This window comes from Streptomyces glaucescens, from assembly GCF_002154375.1.
Taxonomy (GTDB): Bacteria; Actinomycetota; Actinomycetes; order Streptomycetales; family Streptomycetaceae; genus Streptomyces; species Streptomyces glaucescens.
The window spans coordinates 1-885 of record NZ_MUND01001110.1 but is presented as its reverse complement, the minus strand read 5'-3'; the positions used below and the strand labels follow the sequence as shown (position 1 = coordinate 885).

Below are 885 nucleotides of genomic sequence, written 5' to 3'. Positions count from 1 at the left end.
TGCCCAGACCCCACGGCTTCACCTACGAGACGCACCGCGACGGCACGGTCCACGTCACCCACCACGGCCGCCCCGCCACCGCCCTCCGCGGCCGGCGCGCCGAAGCGTTCCTCACCGAGGTGACGGGCGGCGACGCCCAGCTGGTGATGGCCCGCTGGACCGGAAACCACCGCCGGGGCAACGAGCGCCGGGCCCGCGACCACCCGCGCAACCGCCGATGACCCGATCGGCGGGTGGGTAAGGGAACGGCAAAACGGCCTCGCTCGTTCTACGGGGCATGACAGCTATGACCCCCGGCTCGAACATCCCGCTCTCCGCCGCCCGCGTGTCGGTGGACGTCGCCGCCCCGGTGCGGCTCGACGTTTCGGGCCTGCTGCTCACCGCCGACGGCAAGGTGCGCTCCGACGACGACTTCATCTTCTACAACCAGCCCTCGGGCCCGGGCGTGACCTACCGCTCCGGCGGCGGCTCCGCGCCCGACGCGATCACGGTCGACACCACGTCCGTACCGCCCGGCATCGAGAAGATCGTCGTCACCGCCAGCCCGGACGCGGCCGGTCAGACCTTCCAGGGCGTCGAACCGACGGCGACCATCCGCAACGCCGACGACAACAGCGTCCTGGCCACCTTCACGCCCCCGCAGCTCGGCACCGAGACGGCCCTGGTGATCGTGGAGATCTACCTGCGCAACGGCCAGTGGAAGGCCCGCGCGGTCGGCCAGGGGTACGCCAACGGCCTGGCCGGCATCGCCACCGACTTCGGCGTCTCGGTGGAGGAGCCCGCCCCGGCCGCCGCCCCCGCCGCCCAGCCGGTCACGCCGCCCCCGGCCCCCTCGCAGCCCCCGGCCGCCCCGCCCGACCCCGTGGCGGACCCGCGCCTGGCCGC

General features: G+C 74.6%; 2 protein-coding genes. Both read left to right on the top strand.

All coding sequences use genetic code 11. From position 1 onward, the window contains the following. A partial coding sequence (locus CCN42_RS40930) for a hypothetical protein (RefSeq protein ID WP_086742089.1) occupies nucleotides 1-221 on the top strand: 221 nt, incomplete at its 5' end. A gap of 56 nt (nucleotides 222-277) precedes the next feature. Then, nucleotides 278-885 (top strand): TerD family protein (locus tag CCN42_RS40925; protein WP_211294915.1); only part of this gene is annotated, 608 nt, incomplete at its 3' end.